Genomic DNA, 20,031 nt, shown 5'->3' with positions numbered 1-20,031 from the left:
GCCTTTGTCGACGCCGCTTGCCCCCATCCCAACCTTCCCCCGGAAGGGGAAGGAGCAACAGCCAGAGGCAACGCCATGAACACGCCCGACTTCGCCACCATCGACTGGCACGGCCGCCCCGTGCGCATCGAGTGCCAGTGGATCGCTCCCGAACGCACAGACGCCCCGCTCATCGTCTTCCTCCACGAAGGCCTCGGCTCCGTCGCCATGTGGAAGGACTTTCCCGCGCAGGTGTGCGACGCCGCCCACGCGCGCGGCCTGGTGTTCTCGCGCCCCGGCTATGGCCGCTCCACCCCGCGCGCCGACGACGAGATCTGGGACGTCGACTTCATGCACCGGCAGGCGCACGAGGTGCTGCCCGCGCTCTTCGCCGCGCTGCAACTCGGCGATGAGAAGCCCTGGCTCTTCGGCCACAGCGACGGCGGCTCGATCTCGCTGCTGTACGCCTCGCGCTTCCCCGACAAGGTCGAAGGCCTCGTCGTGCTCGCGCCGCACATCTTCGTGGAAGACGTGACGGTGGAGAACATCGAGAAGGCGCGCACCGCCTACCTGGGCACCGACCTGCCGAAGAAGCTGGGCCGCTACCACGACAGCGCCGACTCCGCCTTCTGGGGCTGGAACCGCATCTGGCTGCACCCGCCCTTCCGGCAATGGAACATCGAGCAGGAGCTCGACACCATCCGCTGCCCCGTGCTCGCCGTGCAGGGCATCGACGACGAGTACGGCACGCTCGCGCAGATCCGCGGCATCGCCGCGCGCGTCGGCGGCTGCGAGCTGCTCGAAATCCCGGAATGCGGGCATTCCCCGCATCGCGATCAGCCGGATCGTGTCATCGTCGCGGCCACTTCTTTCATCACCAAAAACAGGAGACAGATTCCATGACCATTCGCACCGCACGCCTGGCCCTCACGGCCATCGCCTTCGCCGCGCTGGCCTCCGCCGCCGGCGCCCAGGGCACGGGCAAGCTCAAGGTCGGCCTCATGCTGCCCTACAGCGGCACCTACACCGCGCTGGGCGTGGCCATCGAGAACGGCTTCAAGCTCTACGTGGACGAACAAGGCGGCAAGCTCGCCGGCCGCGAGATCGAATACTTCAAGGTCGACGACGAGTCCGACCCCGCCAAGGCCACCGACAACGTCAACAAGCTCATCAAGCGCGACAACGTCGACGTGATCGTGGGCACCGTGCACTCCGGCGTGGCCATGGCCATGGCCAAGGCCGCGAAGGAAAGCGGCACCGTGCTGATCGTGCCCAACGCCGGCGCCGACGCCGTGACCGGCCCGATGTGCGCGCCCAACATCTTCCGCAGCTCGTTCAGCAACTGGCAGCCGGCCTACGCCATGGGCGAAGTCGCGGCCAAGAAGGAAGGCAAGAAGAAGGCGATGACCATCACCTGGAAGTACGCGGCCGGCGACGAGTCGGTCAACGGCTTCAAGGAAGGCTTCGAGAAGAACGGCGGCAAGGTCGACAAGCAACTCACGCTGCCCTTCCCCAACGTGGAGTTCCAGGCGCTGCTGACCGAGATCGCTGCGGCCAAGCCCGATGCGGTGTACGCCTTCTTCGCGGGCGGCGGCGCGGTCAAGTTCGTCAAGGACTACCAGGCCGCCGGCCTGAACAAGACCATTCCGCTGTACGGCCCCGGCTTCCTGACCGACGGCACGCTCGACGCGCAAGGCGAGTCCGCGCAAGGCATGCTGACCACGCTGCACTACGCCGACGGCCTGAACACGCCGCGCGACACCGCCTTCCGCACCGCCTATGCCAAGGCGTTCAAGCTGCAGCCCGACGTGTACGCGGTGCAAGGCTACGACGCCGCGCAGATGCTGGGCGTGGGCCTGAACGCCACCAAGGGCGACATCTCGAAGAAGGCCGACTTCGCGGCCGCGGTGGAGAAGGCGAAGATCGACAGCCCGCGCGGCACCTTCACGGTGAGCAAGTCGCACAACCCGGTGCAGGACATCTACCTGCGCAAGGTCGACGGCAAGGAGAACAAGCTGGTGAACACCGCCATCAAGGGCCTGGCCGACCCGGCACGCGGCTGCCGCATGTAAGCAGCAGGGCCGCAAGGCCTGCCCTGCTTTTTCGATCGACTCTCTCGTTTCCTCGCGGCCCTGACCGAGTTCACGGGCCGCGAGCCGCCTTGCGGCAACCACATTCAACTGGGATCTCACACGGTGGATTTCGGAACCTTCCTCGTCCAGTGCCTGAACTCCGTTCAGTACGGACTCCTGCTCTTCCTCGTGGCCTCGGGGCTGACGCTGATCTTCGGGATCATGGGCGTCATCAACCTCGCGCACGGCAGCTTCTACATGATCGGCGCGTACATGGCGTTCGCGCTGGCGCCGCTGTTCGGCGACCAGTTCCTCTTGATGCTGGTGGCCGGCGTGGTGCTCGCCGCCGTCTTCGGCTACCTGCTGGAGTGGGCCTTCTTCAGCTACCTCTACCAGCGCGACCACCTGCAGCAGGTGCTGATGACCTACGGGCTCATCCTGGTGTTCGAGGAGCTGCGCTCCATCCTGGTGGGCAACGACGTGCACGGCGTGAAAGTGCCCGCCTGGCTCGACGGCAGCTTCGCGCTGGGCAACGTCATGAGCTACCCGTGGTATCGCCTGTTCGCATCGGCCGCCTGCATCGTGCTGGCCGTGGCGCTGTACTGGGTGGTCAACCGCACGCGCCTGGGCATGATGATCCGCGCCGGCGCGAGCAACCGCGACATGGTGCGCGGCCTGGGCATCGACGTGAAGCGGCTCTACCGCATCGTGTTCGCGGCCGGCGTGGCGCTGGCGGCACTGGCCGGCATGATCGCCGCGCCCATGTCCTCCGTGTACCCGAACATGGGCGCCAGCGTGCTCATCATCTGCTTCGTGCTGGTGGTGATCGGCGGCATCGGCTCGATCACCGGCGCGCTGGTGGCCTCGCTGCTGGTGGGCTTCGTCGACACCTTCGGCAAGGTGTTCTTCGCCGACCTGAGCGGCATCGGCATCTACCTGCTGATGGCCATCGTGCTCATCTGGAAGCCTGAAGGGCTGATGGGGAGAAGGCCATGACAGGCATGAAGAAGAGTGCCTTCCTGGTGCCCGTGGTGTGCGCCATCGCCATCGGCGTGGCCGGCCCTTTGATGGGCAACTACGCGTCGGACTTCGTCGTGAAGATCATGATCCTGTCGATCTTCGCGCTGAGCCTGGAACTGCTGGTCGGCATGACCGGCCTGGTGAGCCTGGGCCATGCGGCGTTCTACGGCATCGGTGCCTACGTGACCGTGCTGGCCTCGGGCAGCGACGGCGGCAACTTCGCGCTGCTGCTGCCGCTGGCCATGGGCGCCGCGGCGTTGTACGCGCTGTTCGTGGGCGCCCTGAGCCTGCGCACGCGCGGCGTGTACTTCATCATGGTGACGCTGGCCTTCGCGCAGATGGCCTTCTTCGTGTTCCACGACACCAAGGTCGGCGGCGGCAGCGACGGCATCTACATGTACGTGCGGCCCGCCATCGGCGCGCTCGACCTGGAGAACCGCACCGTGCTGTTCTACGTGGTGCTGGCGTCGCTGGTGTTCACCTACGCGCTGCTGGCGCTGGTGCGCCGCTCGCGCTTCGGCGCGGCGCTGGCCGGCATTCGCGTGAACGAGCAGCGCATGCGCGCGGCGGGCTTCTCCGTGTACGGCTACAAGCTCGCGGCCTTCGTGCTGGCCGGTGCGCTGGCCGGACTCGCGGGCTTCCTGCTGGCCTCGCGCGACGGCGTGGTCAACCCCGAGCTGATGGCCTGGCACAACTCGGGCGAGGTGCTGCTGATGGTGATCCTCGGCGGCATGGGCCACCTGCGCGGCGCGGTGATCGGCGCCATCGCCTTCACCCTGCTGAAGGAAATCTTCTCCACGCATGCCGTGATGGGGCCGCTGGCCGACCACTGGCAATTGACGCTGGGCCTGACCATCATCTTGTTCGTGGCGCTGCTGCCGAAGGGCCTGATCGGCCTGGTGAAGCGGCTGTCGCCGAAGGAGGCCGCATGACCTGCGTCGGTCTTCTGACTTCCTCCCTCCCCTCCCGGGGGAGGGCCGGGGTGGGGGCGCGCGGCCTCCAACGCCGCGCGGCGACAAAGGCCGCTTGCCCCCATCCCCACCTTCCCCCGGAAGGGGAAGGAGCCACACCATGACCGCACTCCTCTCCGTCGACAAGCTCACGCGCCGCTTCGGAGGCCTCACCGCCGTCAACGCCGTCACGCTCGACCTGCACGTGGGCGAAGTGCATGCCGTCATCGGCACCAACGGCGCCGGCAAGTCGACGCTCATCAACATGCTCTCGGGCGAGATCGAGGCCTCCGAAGGCCGCATCGCGCTCGACGGCGTCGACATCACCGGCCGCGCGCAGTCGAAGCGCGCGCGCGACGGCGTGGGCCGCAGCTACCAGCGCACCACCATCTTCCCGGAGTTCACGGTGCACGAGAACTGCCGCCTCGCCGCGCAGGCCGCCACGCCCAGGCCCTGGGTGTTCTGGCAGTCGTCGCAGGCCTGCGCCACCAGCACCGCGTCGGCCGACGCCGCGCTCGAAGCGGCCGGCCTCGCGCACGAGGCCAAGCGCATTGCCGGCACCATGAGCCACGGCGCGCAACGCCAGCTCGAAGTGGCCATGTGCCTGGCCACCAACCCGCGCGTGCTGCTGCTCGACGAGCCGCTCGCCGGCATGGGCGCCGAGGAAACCGACCGCATGCTCACCCTGCTCGCGCGGCTGAAGGCCACGCACGCCATCCTGCTGGTGGAGCACGACATGGACGCCGTGTTCCGCATCGCCGACCGAATCACCGTGATGGTCAACGGCACCGTGATCGCCACGGGCAACCCGCGGGAGATCCGCGAGAACCCCGAAGTGCGCACGGCCTATCTGGGCGAGGAACAACACTGATGCTGATCGTTCGCGACCTCAACACCTATTACGGCAACAGCCACATCCTGCGCGGGGTGCACGCCGGCATTCCGGCGGCCACCTCGGTTGGCCTGCTCGGGCGCAACGGCATGGGCAAGACCACGCTGATCCGCACCGTCATGGGCTACGTGCGCCCGGCTTCGGGTGAAGTGCAGGTCGACGGCCGCACCGTCACCGGCCTGCCGCCCGAGAAGATGGCGCGCCTGGGCATCGGCTACGTGCCCGAGGGCCGCGGCATCTTCCCGAACCTGTCGGTGCGCGAGAACCTCGTGATGAGCGAACGCGCCGGCATCGACGGCCGCCGCGCCTGGACCTTCGACCGCGTGATGGCCACCTTCCCGCGCCTGTCGGAGCGGCTGTCGCACGGCGGCCAGCAGCTTTCGGGCGGCGAGCAGCAGATGCTGTCGATCGGCCGCGCGCTCATGACCAACCCGCGCCTGCTCATCTTGGACGAAGCCACCGAAGGCCTCGCGCCGCTGATCGTGGCGGAGATCTGGCGCGTGATCGGCGAGATCCGCGCCACCGGCATCGCCACGCTGATCGTCGACCGCGACTACCGCAAGGTGCTGGCGCACACCGACCTGGCGGTGGTGATGGAGAAGGGGCAGATCGTGCGGCACGGGGCGTCGGCGGATCTGCTGGCGCAGCCGCAGGCGTTGGAGGAGCTGCTGGGCGTTTGAGGGCCGACACCCGGCACGACAGAAGATCAGTCGTCGTCTCTTTTCAAGAGCCTTCGAATTTCGCCTTCGGCGATCTCGCGGTGATGTGCGGAGTCTTCGAGCAGCAGGTACGCCTCGTACTTCTCGACGGCTTGCGCGAGCTCGCCAACATCTTCGAGCTGGCACGCCTCGAACATGAAGCGGGTGAGCCGCTTGTTGGACTCCAGATACGGTGAAGGCTCGCTCAGGTAGGCCGGTTTCAGCTCCGGTCGAAGCACGTGGATCTTCTGCTCGATCTCGAAAATCGCGGCAAGGATCTCGCCGACCTGATGGATGTTCTCGCGAACGGGTTCGAGCTGGGCGTCCCGCATCTCGGAGGCGGCACTGTCGAGCAACCTCGCGGCCACGGTGAGGAGTCGGTGAATGGATTCCGGCGATGCCATAGGGACCGCCGGTTCAATGCGTCGCTTGCGACGCCGCATCAGCCGGCGCTCGCAACCAATAGCACTCCCCCGTTCCCGGAACGTTGCGCACGACGAAGCCGCGTCGTTCCAGGACACGCCGGAGCTTGAGATTCGGGTTGGCGCAATGCACCGCATGAACTCGCCATTCGACGAAGGCCAGGCCTTGGCGCCTGGCATAGCGGCTGGCCAACGCCGCCACGCTCGGCAAGGCGCCTTCACCACCGCCGTCGACGTGTGCAAGCTCCATGACCAGCGCATCGCCATCGACCTTGAACCGGCCGAGCATGTCGGCACTGCCCGCCTTGAACACGAGCGGCTCGTCTCTCAGGACGAGGGCCTGGAACTCTTCATTCGGCAGTTGAAGAACTTCGTCGACGGTGTAGCCCTCGAGCAGGATCTCTGACATGCGCAACCCCCTTCGTAGCTGGAAAAGTATTCGTCAGGAAGCGTAACCGAAGGCCTTGACCACCGGGTTTCACCTCTGTCCTGCGACAGTGCGACAGCCGAATGATGGCCGCGCCCCACCATCACTCTGTCACTCCGCGAGGTTGCGCATGACTTCCCTGCAATCGCGTCACATCGACAACGTCTATTCGATCGCCACCGGCGCGGCGCTGGCCGATCCGGCGCAGAGCCTGGTCCACAAGTCGTGGGCGCGCTGCGTGCGCGACCACGGGCTCGACCCGTCGAAGCCGAGCCCCGCGCGCATCCTGCCCGCGCAGGAGGTGCGCGCGCACCAGCAGCAGCTCGAGCACTTCCTGCGCGCCGCGCGCGCGGGCATGGAAGACATCTACCGCCGCGTGGCCGACCTGGGCTACATGGTGCTGCTGACCGATGCCGAGGGCATCACGGTCGACTACATCGGCAACCCCGCATGGGACGACCAGTTGCGCAAGGCGGGCCTCTACCTGGGCGCCGACTGGAACGAAGCGCATGCCGGCACCTGCGGCGTGGGCACCTGCCTGGTCGAGCGCCAGCCGATGACCTGCCACCAGACCGAGCACTTCGACGCCACGCACATCGCGCTGACCTGCACCACCGCGCCGCTGTTCGACCACAGCGGCAGGCTCACGGCCATCCTCGACGTGTCGGCGCTGCGCTCGCCCGAGGCCAAGGAGAGCCAGCACCTCGTGCGGCACCTGGTGTCGATGTACGCGCGGATGATCGAGGACGCCGATTTCCTGCGCAACTTCCGCGGCCACTGGATCCTGCGGCTGGGCAGCGCCTACGGCCTGGTCGACGTGGCGGGCGAGGTGATGCTGGCCTTCGACGACGGCGGCACGCTGGTGGGTTCCAACGGCGGCGCACGGCTGGCCTTTGCCGGACGGGCGCTGAGCGGCGCGGTGTCGGAGTTGCTGCACATGCCGATGGATGCGGTCTGGCGCATCGGCAGCGGCGGCGCGGCGATGCCTTTTGCGCACACGGTGCTGCTGCCCGGTGGCGGCGAGTACCACGCGTCGCTGCTGGCGCCGCGCGTGCGGCGTGCTTCGGCACCCTCACCGGCGCCCGCAAGCGCGCGCCCGTCCGACCGCCTGCCGCCGCTGGAGCGCATCGCTGGCGACGACCCGGCCATGCAGAAACTGCTCGCGCAGGCGCGCCGCCTGGTCGACCGCGGCATCCACGTGCTGGTCGAGGGCGAGACCGGCAGCGGCAAGGAAGTGCTGGCGCGCGCGCTGCACGGCGCCAGCAGCCGCGCGGCGATGCCCTTCGTGGCGGTGAACTGCGCGGCCATTCCCGATTCGCTGATCGAGAGCGAGCTCTTCGGCTACACGCCCGGCAGCTTCACGGGCGGGCGCGCCAAGGGCATGAAGGGCCTGATCGCGCAGGCCGACCGCGGCACGCTGTTCCTCGACGAGATCGGCGACATGCCGATGGCGCTGCAGACGCGGCTGCTGCGCGTGCTGTCCGAAGGCGAGGTGCTGCCGCTGGGGGCGGAGTCGCCGCAACGGGTCGACATCGCGGTGGTGGCGGCCACGCACCGGCACCTGCCGGAGCTGGTGGCAGCCGGGCACTTTCGCGAAGACCTGTACTACCGGCTGTGCGGCGCGGTGCTGAAGCTGCCGCCATTGCGCGCGCGCAGCGACAGGCGCTACCTGATCGAAGGCATGTTCAACGAGGAAGCCGCGGCAATGGGGTCGGCGGCGCGGCTGTCGGCCGAGGCGATGCAGCAACTGCTGGCGCACGACTGGCCGGGCAACCTGCGGGAGCTGCGCAATGTGCTGCGGCTGGCGCTGGCGTTGTGCACCGATGGCGCGGTGGGGGCGGAAGATCTTCAGTTGCCGGTGCGCACGGCGAGAGCCGTCGCGGCCCCCGCCGAAGCCATGCCCAATGCAGGCGCAGAGGCGGCGAGCCTGCTGGCGCTGCTGAAGCGCCATCGATGGCACGTGTCGCAGGCCGCCACTGAACTCGGCGTGTGCCGCGCCACGCTGTACCGCCACATGAAGCGCCACGGCATCGCACCGCCGCAACGCATGTAGCCCTTGCGACGCGTGTCGCACGCCACCCGCGACAGCTGCGACAAAACCCCGCCCAAGTCATTGATTTCCCGTGCCGCCCTCCACGGCACGAAAGCTGCGCAATGAACGCCGCGCCTCGCCGCGCATTCATCAACGACGCTACGGAGACATTCAATGACAGACCCGACCACCGGCCCGACCCGGGCCGCCGCCCAATGGCTCGCCGACTTTGCCGCCGCGCTGGCGCGCAGCGACATCGACGCGGCCGTCTCGCTGTTCGAGCCCGACGGCTTCTGGCGCGACCTTGTCGCGTTCACCTGGAACATCCGCACGCAGGAAGGCCCCGAGGCCATCCGCGCGATGCTGAAGGCGCGGCTGGCCGACACGCAGCCCACGGCCTTCGCGGTGGAAGGCGATGCGACCGAGGCCGACGGCGTGGTCGACGCGTGGTTCACGTTCGAGACGCGCGTGGCGCGCGGGCGCGGGCACCTGCGCCTTCGCAACGGCAGGGCCTGGACGCTGCTCACCACCATGACCGAGCTGAAGGGCTTCGAGGAAAAGACCGGTGACAACCGCGCCAAGGGCGCGGAGCACGGCGTGCACAAGGGCCGCAAGAACTGGCTCGAGAAGCGCCTCGACGAGCAAGCCGCGCTGGGCTACACAGAGCAGCCCGAGGTGGTGGTCATCGGCGGCGGCCAGGGCGGCATTGCGCTGGGCGCGCGGCTGCGGCGGCTGGGCGTGCCGACCATCATCGTGGAGCGCAACGCGAAGGCCGGCGATTCCTGGCGCAAGCGCTACAAGTCGCTGTGCCTGCACGACCCGGTCTGGTACGACCACCTGCCCTACATGCCCTTCCCCGACGACTGGCCGGTGTTCGCACCCAAGGACAAGATCGGCGACTGGCTGGAGATGTACACGAAGATCATGGAGCTCAACTACTGGAGTTCCACGAACGCGAAGAACGCGCGCTTCGACGAGGCCACGCAGCGCTGGGAAGTGACGGTCGAGCGTGAAGGCCAGACGGTGGTGCTGCGGCCGAGGCAGCTGGTGTTCGCGCTGGGCGTGTCGGGCTATCCGAACGTGCCGAAGGTGGCGGGCGCGGAGAACTTCAAGGGCGACCAGCACCACTCCAGCCAGCACCCCGGGCCCGAGGCCTACGCAGGCAAGAAGTGCGTGGTGCTGGGCTCGAACAACTCGGCGCACGACATCTGCGCGGCGCTGTGGGAGCACGGCGCGGACGTGACCATGGTGCAGCGCTCGTCCACCCACATCGCGCCCTCGCAGTCGCTGATGGAGCTGGCGCTGGGCGGGCTCTACTCCGAGCAGGCGGTGAAGGGCGGCATCGACCACCACAAGGCCGACCTGATCTTCGCGTCGGTGCCCTACAAGGTGATGCACACCTTCCACATCCCGGTGTACGACGAGATGAAGAAGCGCGACGCCGACCTGTACGCGCGGCTGGAGAAGGCGGGCTTCATGCTGGACTTCGGGGTGGACGGCTCGGGGCTTTTCATGAAGTACCTGCGGCGCGGCTCGGGCTACTACATCGACGTGGGCGCCTCCGAGCTGGTGGCCAACGGCAGCATCCACCTGAAGAGCGGCGTGAACATCGAGCGGGTGAACGAACGCTCGGTGACGCTGACCGACGGCACCGAGCTGCCGGCCGACCTGCTGGTGTACGCCACGGGCTACGGCTCGATGAACGGCTGGCTCGCCGACCTGATCTCGCCCGAGATCGCCGACAAGGTCGGCAAGTGCTGGGGCCTGGGCTCCGACACGCCGAAGGACCCGGGGCCGTGGGAGGGCGAGCTGCGCAACATGTGGAAGCCCACGCAGGTCGACAACCTGTGGATCCACGGCGGCAACCTGCACCAGTCGCGGCACTACTCGCAGTTCCTGGCGCTGCAATTGAAGGCGCGCATGGAAGGGATCGACACGCCGGTGTATGAGCGGGCGGTGTCGCACCACACGCGCTGACCCGTGTGGTCCCCTCTCCCGCTTGCGGGAGAGGGTCAGGGTGAGGGGGTGCATTCGATGAGGCGCGGCGGTGGAGTGAAAGCCGCTGCCCTCACCCCCGCCCTCTCCCCAAGGGGAGAGGGAGCAAGTCCGCGTCGCCGCGCTGGCTCGGTCCGAAGGGCGCAAGTCACTCGCTGATGAACCTGCGCAGCCCCTCCAGGTCGATCACGGTGATCCCCCCGTACTCGATGCGCAGGAACCCCGCCTCCTTCAACCGGTTCAGCGCCGCATTGCACCGCTGCCTCGACACGCCCGACAGGTTCGCAATCTCCTCCTGCGAGGTCTGCAGGTGCGGCTCGCTGCCCGGATGCAGCCACGGGTGGAACAGCCCCGCCAGCGCACGCGCCACCTGGCTGTCGGCATCGAGCAGCCGGTGCGCCGCGTAGCTGCCCATGAACCAGTGCAGCCGCTCGTTGATCTGCTGCAGCAGGAAGTGGTCGAAGCCGCGCTGCGTGCGGTGCAGCCACTCGAAGGTCTCCAGCGGCAGCTGCGCCACGCGGCTCGTGCGCAGCGCGATGATGTCGGCCGAGCGCGGCAGCGCGCGCAGCAGCGTGCCCTCGCCGAACCAGCTGCCCACCGACAGCCCGCCCAGCGTCACCGCGCGCCCGTCGCTGGAGGTGATCGACCATTTCAGCAAGCCCTCCAGCGTGCCGTACCAGTGCGCGGGCGTGTCGCCGCGCCGGCACAGCGCGGCGCCGGCGGGCACCTCGACCTCGCGCATCTCGTCGAGCACGCGCTCGCCCGCCGCCACGTCGAGCAGCGGGAACCAGGCCGAGCCCTGCAGCAGCTGCGCAACGGTCAGCGAGGCGTGTTGAAGGGGTGGCTTGGTCGTGGGCATGAACTGGCGGGCGCGCGTGGCAAGGGAGGAATTACGGCAGGTCCTTGACGCGCTGCAGCTCGGCCTGCGCTTCGCGCAGCTTGTCCTCGCGGCGCGCGACCTTGTCGGCATCGCCCTTGCGCCGGACGTCGCGCAGTTCGCGCTCGCGGTCGGCCACCTTGCGCTCCTGGCTGCGCACGCGCTGGCGGTGCTCGGCGGCCAGCCTGGCGTCGCTGCAGTTGCGGCGCACTTCGGCCAGCGCCCGCTCCAGGCCGCGCACGCGCTGGGTCTGGCCGCCGGCCTTGGCCGCGTCGATGTCGCGCCCGATGGCGTCGCGCTTGGCGGCGCAGCTGGCGCTGGGGCCGGGCTGCGCGGCGGCCCAGTTGGAGGTGAGTGCGGCGGCGGCCACCAGGACGAGAGGCAATAACTTCATGCGTGCTCCTTTGCGCAACTTCGCGAGAGTGAAAAGGCAGGGGCAACTTTAGCTTCTGGCGCAGGTAAACCCTGCCCCCAAATGTCGTCGCGATGACTGAGTGCGACAGCGCCCCAAAAAATAATGGTGCGCCCCCACGGGCAAACATCCAGCCAGCCAGCCACCAGGAGCCCCCGACCATGTCGAAGCGCAAAGTGATCGTGACCATCGCCCCCACCGGCGGCATGGCGCACAAGTCGCAGAACCCCCACCTCCCCACCCAGCCGGCCGAGATCGCCGCCGACACGCTGCGCTGCTGGAACGCCGGCGCCAGCGTGGTGGCCATCCACGCGCGGCGCGCGGACGACGGCGCCACCTGCAACGCCGAGGTGTACCGCGACATCAACAGCCGCATCCGCGCGGGCGGCAGCGACATCGTCATCAACAACTCCACCGGCGGCGGCGTGCACGGCGACATGGTCAAGCCGCTGGCCGGCGACCGCTGGGAAATCGCGTGGGAAGAGCGCATCAAGGGCATGGACGCCGGCGCCGAGATGTGCACGCTGGACGCCACCACGCTCAACCTGAGCTTCGAGGGCAGGCAGATCCTGATGGACACGCCCATCACCCGCGGGCGCGAACTGGCCGCCGGCATGAAGGCGCGCGGGATCAAGCCCGAGTGGGAGGTGTTCAGCCCCACGCACATCCTGCAGGATACGACCACGCTGATCGAGGAAGGCCACGACGACGAGCCTTGGTTCATCAACCTGGTGATGAACGTGCACCGCAACTTCCAGAACGCGATGCCCTATTCGCCGCGCAACCTGCAGATGATGGTCGACACGCTGCCCAAGGGCGCGATCTTCGGCGTGAGCGGCATCGGCATGTCGCAGCTCGAGGCCAACGTGGCGGCGCTGCTGCTGGGCGGCCATGCGCGCGTGGGGCTGGAAGACAACCTGTACTTCCGCCACGGCGAGCTGGCCACCAACGTGCAGCTCACCGAGCGCATCGTGCGGGTGATCCGCGAGCTCGACATGGAAGTGGCCACGCCGGCCGAGGCGCGCCAGATCATGGGGCTGCCGCGCGTGGGCGGTCCGCGGCCCGAGTTCGCGCTGGGCTGAACGACACAAGAACCACACAAGAACCACACAAGAACCATAGCGAACGCAGACAAACCCCATGACCATTTCCCGCACCGCCCTGGCCCTCGCATCGGGTGCCGCCTTTACCGCATTCGCCCAGGGCGCCTCGGCCCAGGTGTCCGACGACGTGATCCGCATCGGCTTCATCAGCGACATGTCGGGCCTGTACCGCGACTACGACGGCCCGGCCGGCGCCGAGGCCATCCGCATGGCCATCGCCGACATGGGCGGCGCCATCGACGGCAAGAAGATCGAGCTGGTCACGGCCGACCACCAGAACAAGCCCGACATCGCCGCCGCCAAGGCGCGCGAGTGGTTCGACGTGCAGAAGGTCGACATGCTGATCGGCGGCGTCAACTCCGGCGCGGCCATTGCCATGGCGGGCGTGGCGGCCGACAAGAAGAAGCCGTACTTCGTGGTGGGCTCGGGCGCCTCGAGCCTCACCAACGAGTACTGCTCGCCCTACACGGTGCACTACGCCTACGACACGGTGGCCATGGCGCGCGGCACGGCAAGCGCGGTGGTCAAGGCCGGCGGCAAGAGCTGGTACTTCGTGGCGGCCGACTACGCCTTCGGCGCAGCGCTGCAGAACGACGCCACCAAGACCGTGCAGGCCAACGGCGGCACGGTGGCGGGCTCGGTGAAGCACCCGCTGGGCGCGAGCGATTTCTCGTCGTTCATGCTGCAGGCGCAAAGCTCCAAGGCGCAGGTGCTGGCGCTGGCCAACGCGGGCGGCGACACGGTGAACGCCATCAAGTCGGCGGCGGAGTTCGGCATCAGCAAGAACATGAAGCTGGCCGGCATGATCATCACCATCAACGACGTGCATGCGCTGGGCCTGAAGAACTCGCAGGGCATGTACCTCACCGACAGCTGGTACTGGAACCAGAGCCCCGAGTCGCGCGAGTGGGCGCGCCGCTTCTTCGACAAGCACAAGCGCATGCCCTCCTCCTTCCACGCCGGCGACTACTCGGCCGCGCTGCAGTACCTGCAGGCCGTGAAGGCCGCGGGCAGCGACGACGCCGACAAGGTGATGGCGCAATTGCGCAAGACCAAGTTCAATGACATGTTCGTCAAGGGCGGCTGGCTGCGCGACGACGGACTGATGGTGCACGACATGCACCTGATGCAGGTGAAGACCCCGGCCGAGTCGAAGGAGCCGTGGGACTACTACAAGGTGGTCGAGCCGATCCGCGGCGAGGCCGCATGGACAACCAAGGCGGAGAGCCGCTGCGCGCGGTGGAAATCGGCATGAGCAATGCATCTTCTTCGAACGTGAAACGCGTGGCGGTGGTCGGCACCGGCGTGATCGGCGCGAGCTGGGTCGCGTACTTCCTGGCGCATGGGCTGGACGTGAACGCGACCGACCCTTCTCCCGGCGCGCAAGAGCGGCTGCGCGCCGCGGTGGCGCAGCACTGGCCGACGCTGGAGCGCTTCGGGCTGGCCGAGGGCGCCTCGCTCGACCGGCTGCGCTTTCACGACAGCCTGGAAGACGCCGTGTCGGTGGCCGACTTCGTGCAGGAGAACGGCCCCGAGCGCATGGACTTCAAGATCGACCTTTTCCGCCGCATGGACGCGGCGGCGCCGCCGGACACCATTCTTGCGTCGAGCTCGTCGGGCCTGGCCATCAGCGACGTGCAGTCGGGCTGCGCGCACCCGCAGCGCGTGGTGCTGGGGCATCCGTTCAACCCGCCGCACCTGATTCCGCTGGTGGAAGTGATCGGCGGCGAGCAGACCTCGGCCGACGCCATCGAGCGCACCATGGCGTTCTACGCGGCCATCGGCAAACGGCCGATCCATGTGAAGCGCGAGGTCAAGGGACACATCGCGAACCGGCTGCAGGCGGCCCTGTGGCGCGAGGCCTTTCACCTGGTGAACGAAGGCGTGGCGAGCGTGGCCGACATCGACACCGCCATCGCGCACGGCCCCGGCCTGCGCTGGGCGGTGATGGGGCCGTTCATGAACCTGCACCTGTCGGGTGGCGCGGGCGGCATCGAGCATGTGCTCGCGCACCTGGGCGGGCCGATAGAAGACTGGTGGAAGGACCTGGGCGCGCCGCTGATGACGGCTGAACTCAAGCAGAAGGTGAAGGAAGGCGTCGACGATGAGCTGGGTCAACGCCGCACAGCCGACCTCGAAGCCGCCCGCGACACCCTGCTGTTAAACCTTATTCGCGCGAAGGCCGATAGCGGCAAGCTCGACTGAAAGGGCTGTGGGGAATCGGGTGTCCTGTTCGGGGTGCGATCACGCCGACGGGGGACATTGTCGGAGGGGGAGTACCCGGTGTCCCGTGCACGCGCCCCGAATAAAAACGGAACATAAACATGACCGACTTCCTCCTCGATGAGAGCCTGATCGCCCCGCCCCGCACGGTGCGCATCGACTTCGACGACGGCTCCTTCGCGCTGCGCTCGCCGATGGCGCTGAAGCCCTATGCGCGCTGCATCGGCGACTGGCTGGAGCGCTGGGCCCATGAAACGCCCGACGCACTGGCTTTCGCCGAACGCGACGAGACCGGCGAAGGCTGGCGCAAGCTCGACTACCGCGCGCTGCGCCGGGCGGTCGGCGCGGTGGCGCAGGCGCTGCTGGACATGAACCTGCCCACGGGCCGGCCGGTGGTGATCCTCTCGGACAACGCCATCGACCATGCGGTGCTGATGCTGGCCACCATGCACATCGGCCGCACCGCGTGCTCGCTGTCGAGTGCCTACTCGCGCATGGCCAAGGACCCGTCGCGCCTGCACGGCATGCTGCAGGCGCTGCAGCCGGGCCTGGTCTACGCGTCGGACGCCAAGATGTACGGCGCCTCGCTCGCGGGCTGCGGCGTGCAAGCCGTCACGGTGTTCAGCCGCAACGCCGACGCGCACCCGGGCGCGGTGCCATTCGACCGCCTGCTCGCCACCGAGGAAACACCCGCCGTCATGCAGGCCTTCGCCGGCGTGCTGCCCGACACGCACGCCAAGTACCTGCTGACCTCGGGCTCCACCGGCAAGCCCAAGGTGGTGATCAACACGCACCGCATGCTGTGCGCCAACCAGCAGATGATGGCGCAGACCTGGCGCTTCCTCGCGCAGGAGAAGCCGGTGCTGGTCGACTGGCTGCCGTGGAGCCACACCTTCGGCGCCAACCACAACCTGCACATGGTGCTGTGCCATGGTGGCGCGCTGTACATCGACGAGGGCCGGCCCGCGCCGGGCCTGATCGAGAAGACGGTGCGCAACCTGCGCGAGGTGAAGCCCACGCTGCTGTTCAACGTGCCGCGCGGTTTCGACATGCTGCTGCCCTTCCTGGAAGCCGACGACGCGCTGGCCGCCGAGGTGTTCTCGCGGCTGCGGCTGGCCTTCTACGCGGCGGCGGCGCTGGCGCCCTCCACGTGGCAGCGGCTCGAAGCGGTGGCGCAGCGCGTGCGGCCCACGCGCCCGCTGTGGCTCACCACCTCGTGGGGCGCGACCGAGACCTCGCCCGCCATCACCTCCGCGCACTGGAAGCTCGACGGCGCCGGCTGCATCGGCGCGCCGCTGCCGGGGCTGGAGCTGAAGTTCGTGCCCAACGGCGAGAAGCTGGAGATGCGCGTGAAGGGCGTCTCGGTGTTCCCGGGCTACCGCGACGCACCGCGCGAAACGGCCGCGGCCTTCGACGAAGAGGGCTACTACCGCATCGGCGACGCGGGCTTCCTCGCGAACCCGGGCGAGCCGGCGCACGGCGTGATCTTCAACGGCCGCGTGGCGGAAGATTTCAAGCTCTCCACCGGCACCTGGGTGTCGGTGGGCACGCTGCGCGTGAAGCTGGTGTCGCTGCTGGCGCCGCACGCGCAGGACGTGGTGCTCACGGGCCACGACCGCGACGAGATCGGCATGCTGGTGTTCCCCAGCCCGCAGGCGGCGGCGCTGTCGCCCGAGGCCATGGGCGAGCGCATCGCCGGCGTGCTGCGCGCGCTGCGCGACGAAGGCGCGGGCTCCTCGCAATGCCCAGCCTGCGCGCTGGTGCTGGCCGAGCCGCCGAACCTCGACGCGGGCGAGATCACCGACAAGGGCTACATCAACCAGCGCGCGGTGCTCACGCGGCGCGCGGCCGAAGTGGCGCGGCTGCACGCACGCGCGCCCGCCGACGCGCAGGTGGTGCGGCCCTGAACACCGAACACCGAACCCAGAACCCAGAACCCCGGAGGCATGACCATGCAGCACGTGAACTACGAAGCCGAAGACACCGTCTGCACGATCACGCTGAACCGCGCGGAGAAACGCAATGCCGTCAATGGCCCGATGGCTGCCGCGCTGCGCGAAGCCTTCGAGCGCTTCGAGGCCGACGACGCGCTGCGCGTGGCGGTGCTCACCGGCGCGGGCGGCCACTTCTGCGCGGGCGCCGACCTGGCCGCCGTGAGCGACCCCGCGCAGCGCAACGCGCTCGACCCCGAAGGCGGCGCCGACGCGCCGATGGGGCCGACGCGCATGGCGCTGTCGAAGCCGCTGATTGCCGCCATCGCCGGCCATGCGGTGGCCGGCGGGCTCGAGCTGGCGCTGCTGGCCGACCTGCGCGTGGCCGACGACGACGCGGTGCTCGGCGTGTTCTGCCGCCGCTGGGGCGTGCCCCTGATCGACGGCGGCACGGTGCGCCTGCCGCGCATCGTCGGCATGGCGCGCGCGCTCGACATGATCCTCACGGGCCGGCCGGTGGGCGCGGCGGAAGCACTGGCCATGGGCCTGGTGAACCGCACCACGCCGCCCGGTGGCGCGCTCGCGGCCGCGCAGCAGCTGGCGCGCGAGATCGCCGCGTTTCCGCAGCAGTGCATGCGGGCCGACCGCGCGTCGGCCTACGCCCAGTGGGACCTGCCGCTGGCCGAGGCGCTGCGCAACGAAGGCGTGCACGGCGTGCCGATCGTGTTTGCCGAAGGCGAACGCGGCGCGGCGCGCTTTGCCGCGGGCGCGGGACGCCACGGCGACTTCACGGTCAGTCGCTGACGCGCTTGCGCAGCGCGAGGCGCAACGCCTTCGCGAAGCGCGGGTCGGCCATGGCGCCGACGTTGAAGCGCGACCAGCGCGAGACCTGCGTCGAATCGGCGTTGAAGATGCGCCCCGGCGCCATCACGATCTTGCGCGGCAGCAGCTCCTTGGCGAAGGCCAGCGAGTCGGCCACGCCGGGCAGCGCCGCCCACACGTAGAGCGACTGCGGCGTGCGCGCGAACACCTCGGCGTCGACCGACTCGAACAGCTTGATCGCGTTGCGCGTGGCTTCGCCCAGGCGCGTCTGCAGGCGGTTCAGGTGCCGCTGGTAGTGGCCCTCGCTCAGGATGACGTCCACCGTGCGCTCGCAGTACTCCGAGCTGCTCACGTGGATCAGCGCCTTCAGGTCGGCCAGGTCGCTCGCCAGGTCGGCGCCGCAGGCGATGAAGCCCACGCGCAGCGCCGCCGAGAACGACTTGGAGAAGCTGCCGATGTAGATGGTGCGCTCCAGCTGGTCGAGCGCGGCCAGGCGCGGCAATGAGGTGGGCTTGAAGTCGGCCAGCGGGTCGTTCTCGACGATCAGCAGGTCGTGCTTCTGCGCGAGCTGCAGCACGCGAAAGGCCTTGGCCGGCGAGATGTCGGAGCCCGTGGGGTTGTGCGCGATCGACTGCGTGAAGAACAGGCGCGGGCGCTCGGCCACGAGCAGCCGCTCCAGCGCCTCGAGGTCGGGCCCGTCGGCCAGCCGCGGCACGGCCAGCATCTGCGCGCCCGCGAGCTTGAGCTTGCCGAACAGCGGGTAGTAGCCCGGGTCGTCCACCAGCACCTTGCCGCCGGGCGGCACGAAGTAACGGATGACGATGTCCATCGCCTCGTTGGCGCCGTGCGTGAGCACGATCTGCCGCGGCTCGGCGCCGATGCCGAAGTCGGCCAGCTTGCGCACCAGGTGGTCGCGCAGCGGCGCATAGCCGAAGCGGCTGCCGTAGCGGAACAGCGCGCCGAGCCCCGTGCGGACCACCTTGGGGTGGTACTTGTCCAGCCGCACGTCGGCCAGCCATTCGACCGGCGGAAAACCGTCGCCCACCGCAACCGCGTCGGGCTGCGTCTTGAGCTGCTCGCGCATGAGCCACACGATGTCCATCGCGCGGCCGAGGCTGCCGGCGTCTTCCTCGGCCGGCTTCGCGGCCTTGTGTTGCGCCAGCACGAAGTAGCCCGAGCCGCGCCGCGGTTCGACCAGCCCGCGCGAGACCAGCAGCTCGAAGGCGGCCACCACGGTGTTCTTCGCGTAGTTGTGCAGCTGGGCCAGTTCGCGCAGCGAGGGCAGCTTGTCGCCGGCCTTGTAGGCGCCGCTGGCGATCTGTCGTTCGAGGGTGCTGGCGAGCGAATCGGCGATGGTCGTCATGGGTTTCGACTGTGACACAGCACCCACCCGATGCGGGTGACTGTCCGCACTGTCCCGCCAAACTGTGCCTTCCGCCAGCGGTACAGCTGGCCTAAATTGCCTGCTCCCGGATCCTCCCGCCCCCGAACCCTCCTGAAGAGACACGCAACGATGGTCGCCGACTCCCGCATTCCCAACTTCCGCGCGCTGACACCCGCCCAGCGCTTCGAACACATCGCGCGCGCCGCCTCGCTCACCGCCGACGAGGTGGCGCTGCTCGCCGCGCCCGGCGCGCTGAGCGTGGAGCGCGCCAACGGCATGGTCGAGAACGTCATCGGCACCTTCGAACTGCCGCTGGGCGTGGCCGGCAACTTCCTGGTGAACGGGCGCGAGTACCTCGTGCCGATGGTGGTGGAAGAGCCCTCGGTGGTGGCCGCCGCCTCCTTCATGGCCAAGCTGGCGCGCGAGGGCGGCGGCTTCGATGCCTCCAGCACCGGCCCGATCATGCGGGCCCAGGTGCAGGTGCTCGGCGTGACCGACCCGTACGGCGCGCGCCAAGCGCTGCTGCGCGCGCGCGACCAGATCCTGGAAGTGGCCAACAGCCGCGACAAGGTGCTGATCGGCCTGGGCGGCGGCTGCCGCGACATCGAGGTGCACGTGTTCCCCGACACGCCGCGCGGCCCGATGATCGTGATGCACCTGATCGTGGACGTGCGCGACGCCATGGGCGCGAACACCGTCAACACCATGGCCGAATCGGTCTCGCCGCTGGTGGAGAAACTCACCGGCGGCACGGTGCGCCTGCGCATCCTGTCGAACCTGGCCGACCTGCGG

At 68.8% G+C, this 20,031-nt stretch carries 18 protein-coding genes and 1 pseudogene; 14 read left to right on the top strand and 5 right to left on the bottom strand.

Annotated elements, in window-relative coordinates; genetic code table 11:
• Positions 1–75 precede the first annotated feature (75 nt).
• The 6 genes from BM013_RS36180 (at position 76) to BM013_RS36155 (ending at position 5,593) form a co-directional block, all read left to right on the top strand.
• A complete protein-coding gene (locus BM013_RS36180; RefSeq protein ID WP_093134517.1) occupies positions 76–882 on the top strand; it encodes an alpha/beta fold hydrolase in 807 nt (268 codons plus the stop codon).
• Positions 879–2,051: an ABC transporter substrate-binding protein gene (locus BM013_RS36175; protein ID WP_093134514.1), complete on the top strand. Its 1,173-nt coding sequence runs from the start codon at positions 879–881 to the stop codon at positions 2,049–2,051. The genes BM013_RS36180 and BM013_RS36175 overlap by 4 nt, the downstream gene beginning before the upstream one ends.
• Positions 2,052–2,174: 123 nt before the next feature.
• The gene (locus BM013_RS36170) at positions 2,175–3,047 is read left to right on the top strand and encodes a branched-chain amino acid ABC transporter permease (protein WP_007832654.1); all 873 of its coding nucleotides are present in this window, start codon (positions 2,175–2,177) and stop codon (positions 3,045–3,047) included.
• On the top strand, positions 3,044–4,003 hold the full coding sequence (locus tag BM013_RS36165; protein WP_093134512.1) for a branched-chain amino acid ABC transporter permease: 960 nt from the start codon (positions 3,044–3,046) through the stop codon (positions 4,001–4,003). Before BM013_RS36170 ends, BM013_RS36165 begins: the two co-directional genes overlap by 4 nt.
• A 139-nt stretch (positions 4,004–4,142) precedes the next feature.
• A complete protein-coding gene (locus BM013_RS36160; RefSeq protein ID WP_093134509.1) occupies positions 4,143–4,892 on the top strand; it encodes an ABC transporter ATP-binding protein in 750 nt (249 codons plus the stop codon).
• Positions 4,892–5,593, top strand: a complete 702-nt coding sequence (locus BM013_RS36155) for an ABC transporter ATP-binding protein (protein ID WP_093134507.1) — start codon at positions 4,892–4,894, stop codon at positions 5,591–5,593. Before BM013_RS36160 ends, BM013_RS36155 begins: the two co-directional genes overlap by 1 nt.
• 26 nt (positions 5,594–5,619) lie before the next feature.
• On the opposite strand, the gene BM013_RS36150 is transcribed toward BM013_RS36155, so the two are convergent.
• Positions 5,620–5,979 carry a hypothetical protein gene (locus BM013_RS36150; protein WP_143098456.1) on the bottom strand — a complete coding sequence of 120 codons (360 nt, stop codon included), beginning with the start codon at positions 5,977–5,979 and terminating at the stop codon, positions 5,620–5,622.
• Positions 5,980–6,028: 49 nt separating this feature from the next.
• On the bottom strand, positions 6,029–6,442 hold the full coding sequence (locus BM013_RS36145) for a hypothetical protein (RefSeq protein WP_093134501.1): 414 nt from the start codon (positions 6,440–6,442) through the stop codon (positions 6,029–6,031).
• A gap of 148 nt (positions 6,443–6,590) precedes the next feature.
• Here BM013_RS36145 and BM013_RS36140 point away from each other — a divergent pair, with 148 nt between their 5' ends.
• Both BM013_RS36140 and BM013_RS36135 read left to right on the top strand, forming a co-directional pair.
• On the top strand, positions 6,591–8,513 hold the full coding sequence (locus BM013_RS36140) for a sigma-54-dependent Fis family transcriptional regulator (protein WP_093134724.1): 1,923 nt from the start codon (positions 6,591–6,593) through the stop codon (positions 8,511–8,513).
• 153 nt (positions 8,514–8,666) lie between these two features.
• Entirely contained in the window at positions 8,667–10,469 is a 1,803-nt protein-coding gene (locus tag BM013_RS36135) for an NAD(P)/FAD-dependent oxidoreductase (protein ID WP_093134499.1), read from the top strand.
• 166 nt (positions 10,470–10,635) lie between these two features.
• On the opposite strand, the gene BM013_RS36130 is transcribed toward BM013_RS36135, so the two are convergent.
• Both BM013_RS36130 and BM013_RS36125 read right to left on the bottom strand, forming a co-directional pair.
• Positions 10,636–11,346: a Crp/Fnr family transcriptional regulator gene (locus BM013_RS36130; RefSeq protein WP_093134496.1), complete on the bottom strand. Its 711-nt coding sequence runs from the start codon at positions 11,344–11,346 to the stop codon at positions 10,636–10,638.
• A 31-nt stretch (positions 11,347–11,377) separates the two neighbouring features.
• Positions 11,378–11,758: a DUF1090 domain-containing protein gene (locus BM013_RS36125; protein WP_093134494.1), complete on the bottom strand. Its 381-nt coding sequence runs from the start codon at positions 11,756–11,758 to the stop codon at positions 11,378–11,380.
• A 179-nt stretch (positions 11,759–11,937) separates the two neighbouring features.
• Here BM013_RS36125 and BM013_RS36120 point away from each other — a divergent pair, with 179 nt between their 5' ends.
• From BM013_RS36120 to BM013_RS36100, 5 genes are all read left to right on the top strand, one after another.
• A complete protein-coding gene (locus BM013_RS36120) occupies positions 11,938–12,858 on the top strand; it encodes a beta-keto acid cleavage family enzyme (protein ID WP_093134491.1) in 921 nt (306 codons plus the stop codon).
• A gap of 58 nt (positions 12,859–12,916) precedes the next feature.
• Positions 12,917–14,134, top strand: a complete 1,218-nt coding sequence (locus BM013_RS36115) for an ABC transporter substrate-binding protein (RefSeq protein ID WP_093134490.1) — start codon at positions 12,917–12,919, stop codon at positions 14,132–14,134.
• Positions 14,131–15,084, top strand: coding sequence for a 3-hydroxyacyl-CoA dehydrogenase NAD-binding domain-containing protein (locus BM013_RS36110; RefSeq protein ID WP_093134722.1), 954 nt, complete (start codon positions 14,131–14,133; stop codon positions 15,082–15,084). Before BM013_RS36115 ends, BM013_RS36110 begins: the two co-directional genes overlap by 4 nt.
• 119 nt (positions 15,085–15,203) lie before the next feature.
• Positions 15,204–17,009, top strand: a complete 1,806-nt coding sequence (locus BM013_RS36105) for a feruloyl-CoA synthase (RefSeq protein ID WP_177225665.1) — start codon at positions 15,204–15,206, stop codon at positions 17,007–17,009.
• 45 nt (positions 17,010–17,054) lie between these two features.
• Positions 17,055–17,837: a crotonase/enoyl-CoA hydratase family protein gene (locus tag BM013_RS36100; RefSeq protein ID WP_093134719.1), complete on the top strand. Its 783-nt coding sequence runs from the start codon at positions 17,055–17,057 to the stop codon at positions 17,835–17,837.
• Here the strand turns inward: BM013_RS36100 and BM013_RS36095 are convergent.
• Positions 17,827–19,218 (bottom strand): aminotransferase-like domain-containing protein, encoded by a 1,392-nt coding sequence (locus BM013_RS36095; RefSeq protein WP_093134485.1) that lies wholly within the window; start codon positions 19,216–19,218, stop codon positions 17,827–17,829. The genes BM013_RS36100 and BM013_RS36095 overlap by 11 nt on opposite strands.
• Positions 19,219–19,368: 150 nt before the next feature.
• Between BM013_RS36095 and BM013_RS36090 the strand changes: the two are divergent.
• Positions 19,369–20,031: pseudogene (locus tag BM013_RS36090) on the top strand (3-hydroxy-3-methylglutaryl-CoA reductase); the annotation flags it as partial.

The sequence above is a fragment of the Variovorax sp. OK605 genome (genome assembly GCF_900115445.1).
Taxonomy (GTDB): Bacteria; Pseudomonadota; Gammaproteobacteria; order Burkholderiales; family Burkholderiaceae_C; genus Variovorax.
Note: the sequence above shows the minus strand (reverse complement) of the source record. Positions and strands in the feature narration are given on the sequence as shown.